General features: G+C 35.1%; 1 protein-coding gene. It reads right to left on the bottom strand.

Annotated features, from left to right (window positions below; all coding sequences use genetic code 11):
• A partial coding sequence (locus tag EIZ48_RS31620) for an integrase (RefSeq protein ID WP_500690631.1) occupies positions 1-548 on the bottom strand: 548 nt, incomplete at its 3' end.
• Positions 549-554 lie beyond the last annotated feature (6 nt).

Genomic DNA, 554 nt, shown 5'->3' on the forward strand with positions numbered 1-554 from the left:
ACCCTGGGTAATAATTTGTGCCATTTTCTGGGATTATCTTCTATCATTTTAGAGACCCCTTTTTTGATGATTTTGTTAGTTGATTCCACTTGACCATTCGCTTGTGCATAATATGGTGTCGAATTTAATAATTTCACACCAAARTTACTTAAAYARTCTYTTACTTCTGAACCATTGAAGTTCGAAGCTTGRTCTGTTGTAATGGTTTCTGGRATTCCAAAYTTACACAGTATGTTTTCTTCTAGGAAARTRATAATYTCCTTTTGAGTAATRCTTKTTAAAGCAATRGCYTCTGTCCATTTGGTAAARTAGTCMGTTGCTACTARAACATACTTATGCCCTTTCGAAGARTTWGGRATWATTTMTCCTATAATATCCATAGCCCAGCCTCTAAATGGCCAWGGTTTTAATATGGATTGTAGATAATTTGCTGGTGCCCTTTGTATTGACCMATGGGCTTGACACTTTTGGCATCCTTTCACATAATTGATGCAGTCTTTCCTCATGCTTGGCCAGTAATATCCATACTTTTTAATTTGCCAATTCATCTTCTG

The sequence above is a fragment of the Photobacterium alginatilyticum genome (assembly GCF_009910675.1).
GTDB lineage: Bacteria > Pseudomonadota > Gammaproteobacteria > Enterobacterales > Vibrionaceae > Photobacterium > Photobacterium alginatilyticum.